General features: G+C 76.5%; 1 protein-coding gene. It reads right to left on the bottom strand.

All coding sequences use genetic code 11. The annotated features are described in order from the left end of the window. Positions 1 to 586 precede the first annotated feature (586 nt). Positions 587 to 670 (bottom strand): SWIM zinc finger family protein, encoded by an 84-nt coding sequence (locus FL311_RS46410; protein WP_141333565.1) that lies wholly within the window; start codon positions 668 to 670, stop codon positions 587 to 589. Positions 671 to 817 lie beyond the last annotated feature (147 nt).

Here is an 817-nt window from a genome sequence, read left to right as displayed (position 1 = left end):
AAGCGGTACACCTCCAGCGCGGCCGCGGGCTCCAGCGCGGCCAGGTTCCACCCGGCGACCTCCAACAGGTGCGGCAGCGCGCGCTCCGGCCGCCTCGCCCCCAGCCAGTGACGGGCCACCTCCGCGCACGCGCGCCGACGCGTCTCCTCGGAGAGCGCCTCGTAGGCCTCCGCCACGCGCGAGTGCAAGGCCACCTGCTCCGCTTCCGTCCACGTCGCCTCGAGCCCCGGCGCCCGCGCCGCGCTCGCGTAGCGGCCTCCCGAGACGGGCGTGAGCCACCCACCCGCCTCCAACCCCGCGAGCGACGCGAAGCCCCCCACGAGCGCGCCCAGCACCGCCCGCGGGAAACACGGCCCCAGCACCGCGCTCACCCGCAGCGCCTCGCGCCGCGCGTCCGACAGCGCCTGGAACCGGGCCGACACCACCTCCTGCGCCGTCGCGGGCAACGGCTCCAGCGGCGACTCCTCCTGGAGCGCGAGCGCCTGCAACAACCTGCGCGGATGGCCCGCGCCCACGCGCAAGAGCGCCTCCCGAGGCAGGCCCGCGGGCAGGCGCGCGGAGACCAGCGTGGCGGCCTCGCTCGCGCTCAACGCTCCCACCTCCAGCACCTCGGCCGGTGGCGGCACGGATGCCCCCGTGCGCTCCAGCACGAGCACGAGCACCGGCGCATGCGCCAGCCGCGTCACCAGCACCTCGAGCATCGCGCGGCTGAGACCATCCGCGTGCTGCCAGTCCTCCAGGACGAGGACGCGCGGCGTCCGGTGTGGCAGCAGCGCGTGGCAGAGCGCGTCGAGCAGGGCGATGCTCTCGGCGGAGA

This window comes from Myxococcus sp. AB025B (assembly GCF_006518215.1).
Classification (GTDB): domain Bacteria; phylum Myxococcota; class Myxococcia; order Myxococcales; family Myxococcaceae; genus Myxococcus; species Myxococcus fulvus.
The sequence above is the reverse complement of the archived record's forward strand: the minus strand, read 5'-3'. Positions and strand labels throughout refer to the sequence as shown.